This is a genomic window from Sphingomonas sp. (assembly GCF_048594985.1).
In the GTDB taxonomy this organism is placed as follows: domain Bacteria; phylum Pseudomonadota; class Alphaproteobacteria; order Sphingomonadales; family Sphingomonadaceae; genus Sphingomonas_I.
Map to the genome: position 1 here is coordinate 1 of NZ_JBMDXG010000151.1, position 5,583 is coordinate 5,583.

A 5,583-nucleotide genomic window follows, 5' to 3' on the forward strand; every position below is an offset into this window, starting at 1 on the left:
CATGATCTCCCGGCTGGAGTCCGGGAAGTCGAGGCAGCGCATCGCCCGCCATCCCTCGATCCGCCCATACCAGTTGGCGAGGTCCTGCGGCGCATGGCCGCGTTCCTTCCACAGGGCGACCATCGCCTCGATCGCGCGACCGCAATCGGCGACGATGCCGAGTTCGGCCGTCACGATCTTGTTGATCGACGACCGATCGATATCGACGTGGATCTTGCGCGCGTGGGGCGCGAACGCGTCCAGCCGTCCGGTCACGCGATCGTCGAAACGCGCGCCCAGCGCGACGATCAGGTCGGCCTGGTTCATCGCATGATTGGCTTCGTACGTGCCGTGCATGCCGAGCATGCCGAGCCATTGCGACGACGATGCCGGAATCGCGCCCAGCCCCATCAGGGTCGACGTGACGGGCGCGCCGGTCAGCGCCGCGAGCTCGCGCAGCGCGGCGGTGGCGGCCGGGCCTGAATTGATGATCCCGCCGCCCGTGTAGAAGACGGGGCGTTCCGCCGCCGCGATCATCTCGACCGCTGCTTCGATCAGCGCGGCATCGGGCTCGATCTGCGGTGAATAGCTGTGGCCCGGGCGCGACGGCTTCGAACGCGCGGCGGCGACCTGCACATCCTTGGGCAGATCGATCAGCACCGGACCGGGACGCCCGGTGGTCGCAATCGCGAACGCCTCACGGATCGTCGCTTCCAGTTCCGCTGGATCCTTCACCAGATAATTCTGCTTGGTGCAGTGGCGCGTGATGCCGACCGTGTCGGCTTCCTGAAATGCGTCGGACCCGATCAGCGCGGTCGGCACCTGCCCGGTGATGACCAGCATCGGGATCGAATCGAGCAGCGCGTCGGTGATCCCGGTGACGGCGTTGGTCGCGCCCGGGCCCGACGTCACCAGCACGACACCGCACTTGCCGGTCGAGCGGGCATAACCCTCCGCCGCGTGCGCCGCGCCGCCCTCCTGGCGGACGAGGATGTGCTGGATCGCCTTGTCGCCCAGCGCATCCGCCTGCTTGAACAGCGCGTCATAGACCGGAAGCACCGCGCCGCCCGGATAGCCGAACACGACCTCGACGCCGAGATCGCGCAGCGTTTCGATAAGAATGTCCGCGCCGGTTCGTTCCTGACTCATGGTACCGCTCTTGCTGGGAAGGCGGCCGAGTAGCGAACGAAATTGCAGACGTCAATGCCTAAATCGTAATATTATTGCTTCATTCTGGCCTCTTTCGATATCTTGGTGCGTCCAGCCATGATCACGAGACAAAAAGAAAGGCCGCCCCCGTGGGGACGGCCTTCCGAAGACGGTCTCTGCGAGAACGCTCAGGCGTTCTGCGCCTCCAGCCGCTCGGTCCAGCGGCGGCGACGGATCGAGCCGCCGATGATGCCGAAGCCGGCAAGCATCGTCGCCCAGCTCGCGGGCTCGGGAACCGCGCCGCTTCCCTGCTCGATCGTCTGCGCGATGCGAACATCGCCATTATACGTGCCGAGGTGAACCTCGCCGCCCTGATTGAAGATCTTGGCGACCAGCGATCCCTCGATCGGCGTGGTGTTGGTAACGGTGGCGCCGAGCGCGAGGACCGATCCGTGCACCATCGTCTTGAAGTTGATCGTGCCGGTCGCGTCGGCGAAGTTCCAGATCACCTGCTGATTGAGCGACGAGCCGTAGCCGCTGCCCGCGCCGAGATCCCAGTTCCAGGTCGCGTCGCCCAGCCCGGTGATGTTGATCACGATCGGTAGCGCGGTGGCGCCGTTGACGTTGAACCCGATGTTGCGCACCGCGCCCGCCGCCCCGCCCTGCCGGTCGAGCAGGTCGCTGGCCGTGACATTGAACACCGCATAGCCGTCGGTCGCCGAGCCAACATCGAACAGCCAGTCGCGGGTCGAACCCGTCACAAGCGTAGACTTGACCGCGTTCGCGCTGTTCGTGCTGAGCGTCTGCAGATGGGTCGACAGGTCGCGCAGGCTGGTGAGCATGCTTGCGGTCTGGCTGGCCACATTGGGCGCGGCCGGGGCAGTCGGCAGCTCGCCGGCGCCGATCGCCGCCGGCGCGGCCGGCTTGGGGTTGTTCTCGGAGAAGAACCAGCCCGGCTTGTTCTGGCCGTTAGTGCTGACATAGGCGGTGGCGCCATTGTTCAGCGCGTTCGAGTTCCCGCCATAGCTGCCTAGCCGGACGACGGTCTTGTTGTTGCCGTTAACCGAGAGGTCGGAAGTCAGCCGGCCGCGCACGTTGAGCTGCGAGTCCGTGCCGACCGACGCATTGCCGTTCACGTCCCCGCCAACCGTCACCACATTGTGGTTCGACCCGTTGATCCCACGGGTGCTGCCGCCAACCGCCAGCACCGTCTTCTGATCGGCCGAGCCCGAACGGAGCGTCGTGTTGCCGTTGATCGATCCGCCGATGCGGGCATTGCTGCCCCCGCCCAGCGTCACTTCCGACGCCACGCTGTCGCGGATCAGGACGGAGGAGCCGTCGCCGACCTGCAGCTTGCCATTGTTGCTGATGCCGCCATTGATCAGGACGGTCGATCCCTTGCCCGCCGTCACGTCCCCCGCGACGTCGCCGCTGCCAACCGCAACCTTGGCATTGTTGCCGACCTGGATCTTGCCGCCCTTGACGCTGCCGACATGGACCGTCGCTCCGTCGCCGGTGGCGGTGATCGAGCGGACGAAGCCCGATACCGACACGTTCCCCGAGGCGGCCGACTGCTTGCTGTTCTGCAGCTTGAGGTCGAAATCGGCATTGCCGCCGATCCGCACGGTCGCTCCATCGGCGTTGAGGTTGAAGGCGTTGCTGTTGCCGCCGACGATCATGCCGTAATTGCTGGCAACGTTCCCGGACTTGCCGTTCGCGCCGTTGTTGAGGTTGACCACCCCGACCGTGTTGTTGCCGCCGACGGTGAGCGTGTACTGATGGCCGCTCTTGGCGCCCTGCGTCGCGTTGCCGATGCCGGCGGTAAACGAGCTGCCCGAAAGGTTGCCGCCGACCCAGGTCTTGCCCTCGACGTCGTGGTTCGCCGTCATGTCCTGGAAGACGATGACGTTGAGCTGGCTCATATATTTGAGGCCCTGCGCCGCCGACTTGTTGGTCACCAGACGGGAGGCCGAGGAAGCCGCCGTCGGCAGCAAGGCACAGGCGAGCGCAGCCGCCGCCACGGCGGGCGCAAATTTCGATTTACCCAACGCTTACACCCCTACGCTACGCAAACAATGCGCTTACACGATACAGAACTGCGGGCCGGTTAGATCATCTTCGTTTCGGTTACAATAACAAATAACGACGTTAACTACGAATATCGTTTCAAGCTGACATCTGGTGGCGAAACCAGGTCGTTTGCCGCTTTGCATAATTTCGCGTGGCCTGACGAATAATAGAAATAGTAGAATCGAGCTCCCGCGCCCCGCTGATATAGTCGATGATCGGCAAAACCCCGATCGCCTTCATCACCGGCAAGTCTTCTGAAAGACCGCGCATGCGGAGAACCTCGACCTCCTCAACCGCTCCGTCGTCGATCATTTGAGCAACACGCGCGTCGCAACGCTCGTACAGAAGCCTGCGCGGAGGATCGACCACGATGCATTCGATCGAAAAGATGTTTCGGATCCCACCGGACCGGTCCGCCCGCCATGACCGGATCGATCGGCCGGTCGAGCGAACGACCTCCAGCGCGCGTTGCGCGCGTGCCGCGTCGTTCGGGTGAAGCGCGGCAGCCGAAGCGGGATCCTCGCGCACCAGGGCGTCGTGCGCCGCGCCAGCCGGGAGCGCGCGCACCGCATCGCGCACCGCCGGATCGACCATTGGGACCGGCGCGATCCCGTCCAGCAGGGTGCGGATATAAAGTCCGGTCCCGCCCACCAGGATCGGCAGCCGCCCTTCCGCCACGACCGCATCGATCGCTGCGCGGGCGTCCGCCGCCCAATCCGCCGCCGAGCACGCCCCCGCCCCGTCGCGATAGCCATACAGCCGATGTGGCACGCGCGCCTCATCCTGGACACTAGGCCGCGCCGTCAGGATGCGCAGGTCGCGATAGACCTGACTGGCGTCGGCATTGATGATCGTGCCGTTCTCACGTTCAGCCAGTTCGATCGCGCGCGCCGACTTGCCGCTGGCAGTCGGCCCTGCGATGAGCGCCAGCCGCGGACGGGATGAGGGAACAGGCGTGGACATTGCGACCCTGATAACAGCGAATGGACTGACGCGCGCCGATCTTGAGCAGGCGCGCGCCGCGCTCGCAGGCGCCGGCGCGCTGGTCGAGCCGGCCGCGTGGATCGACGAGGGCGAGGCCGCCGACCTGCCGTTTGGGCGGATCGACCGGGCTGCGGCGCGCGCCACGCTGGAAGGGTTGCTCCCGGGCGTGGACGTCATGGTCCAGCCGCGCGCGCACCGACGCAAGCGGCTGCTGGTGGCGGACATGGATTCGACCATGATCACGATCGAGTGCATCGACGAACTCGCCGACTATGCCGGCATCAAGCCGCAGATCGCCGAAGTGACCGAGCGCGCAATGCGCGGCGAGCTCGACTTCGAGGCGGCGCTCGATGCGCGCGTCGCCTTGCTGAAGGGGTTGGACGAGGCCGCGATCGAACGCTGCCACACCGAGCGCGTAAAGCTCATGCCCGGTGCGCGCACGCTGATCCGGACAATGAGGGCGAATGGCGCGCGAACCGTGCTGGTCTCGGGCGGCTTCACCGTCTTCGCCGACCGGGTGGCCGACGCGATCGGCTTCGACCGCGCGCTCTCGAACCGGCTGGGCATCGCCGACGGCGCGCTCGACGGGCGTGTCGCGCGACCGATCGTCGACTCGGCCACGAAGCGCGAAACCCTGATCGCGGAACGCGACGCGCTGGGGCTCGAACCCGCCGAAACGCTGGCGGTCGGCGACGGCGCCAACGATATTCCGATGATCGAGGAAGCAGGCCTCGGCGTCGCCTATCACGCCAAGCCCAGGACCGCCGCCGCCGCCGCCGCGCGGATCGAGCACGGCGATCTGACGGTCCTGCTCTATGCGCAGGGTTACCCCCGCGCGGAGTGGGTCGACTAAGGCGCGATCGGGAAACAGCCGCCGCCGGCGCGGCGGACTTCGCGGCAGAGCGCTTCGGCATCGGCGCGGCTCGCGAGGCCACCCGCCTGCAAGCGAACGACCCGGCCGGCAGGCACGACCTGCTGGTCGAGCGTGCCGAGCCGCCTCACCCGCCGTTCGAGCGTCCGCCATCCCGCGCGCGCCGCATCGGCAGAGCCGTAGGCGCCGACCTGCGCCTTCCAGAGGCCGGCGGGCCTGGTGGGCGGCGGCGGGGCGACTGGGGCCGTCTGACGCGGCGGCGGAGCGGGCGCGGTGGGCTGAATTGGCGCAATGGTGGAGGCACGCCGCAGCGGCGGCAGCGTCTCCAGGATCTGGTCGGCCTTGGTGCGGTCGCCCGGGAGAAGGTAGCGGCCCATCACCTCGAGATTCTTGCGTGCCGCCGCGACCCCCCCCTCGGCCGCGCGCGCGGTCTGCGCGTAAGCCAGCGGCCAGTCGCGCGCGACAAAGTCGCCGGTGGAGTGTGCGGTGGCGAGCAGATAGAAAGCGCGCGCAACCCCCCCCCCCCCCGC

At 67.0% G+C, this 5,583-nt stretch carries 5 protein-coding genes; 1 reads left to right on the plus strand and 4 read right to left on the minus strand.

Annotation, left to right across the window (positions count from 1 at the left end):
• From ACOJSF_RS05785 to miaA, 3 genes are all read right to left on the minus strand, one after another.
• Positions 1 to 1,128 (minus strand): thiamine pyrophosphate-binding protein (locus ACOJSF_RS05785; protein ID WP_420141274.1); only part of this gene is annotated, 1,128 nt, incomplete at its 3' end.
• A 188-nt stretch (positions 1,129 to 1,316) separates the two neighbouring features.
• Positions 1,317 to 3,149, minus strand: coding sequence for a collagen-binding domain-containing protein (locus ACOJSF_RS05790; protein ID WP_420141275.1), 1,833 nt, complete (start codon positions 3,147 to 3,149; stop codon positions 1,317 to 1,319).
• Positions 3,150 to 3,294: 145 nt separating this feature from the next.
• A complete protein-coding gene (gene miaA, locus ACOJSF_RS05795; RefSeq protein ID WP_420141276.1) occupies positions 3,295 to 4,161 on the minus strand; it encodes a tRNA (adenosine(37)-N6)-dimethylallyltransferase MiaA in 867 nt (288 codons plus the stop codon).
• On the opposite strand from miaA, the gene serB reads away from it, so the two are divergent.
• Positions 4,154 to 5,035 carry a phosphoserine phosphatase SerB gene (gene serB, locus ACOJSF_RS05800; RefSeq protein ID WP_420141277.1) on the plus strand — a complete coding sequence of 294 codons (882 nt, stop codon included), beginning with the start codon at positions 4,154 to 4,156 and terminating at the stop codon, positions 5,033 to 5,035. The genes miaA and serB overlap by 8 nt on opposite strands.
• Here serB and ACOJSF_RS05805 read toward each other — a convergent pair.
• On the minus strand, positions 5,032 to 5,583 hold a 552-nt coding region (locus ACOJSF_RS05805), incomplete at its 5' end, for an SPOR domain-containing protein (RefSeq protein ID WP_420141278.1). The two genes, serB and ACOJSF_RS05805, sit on opposite strands and share 4 nt — an antisense overlap.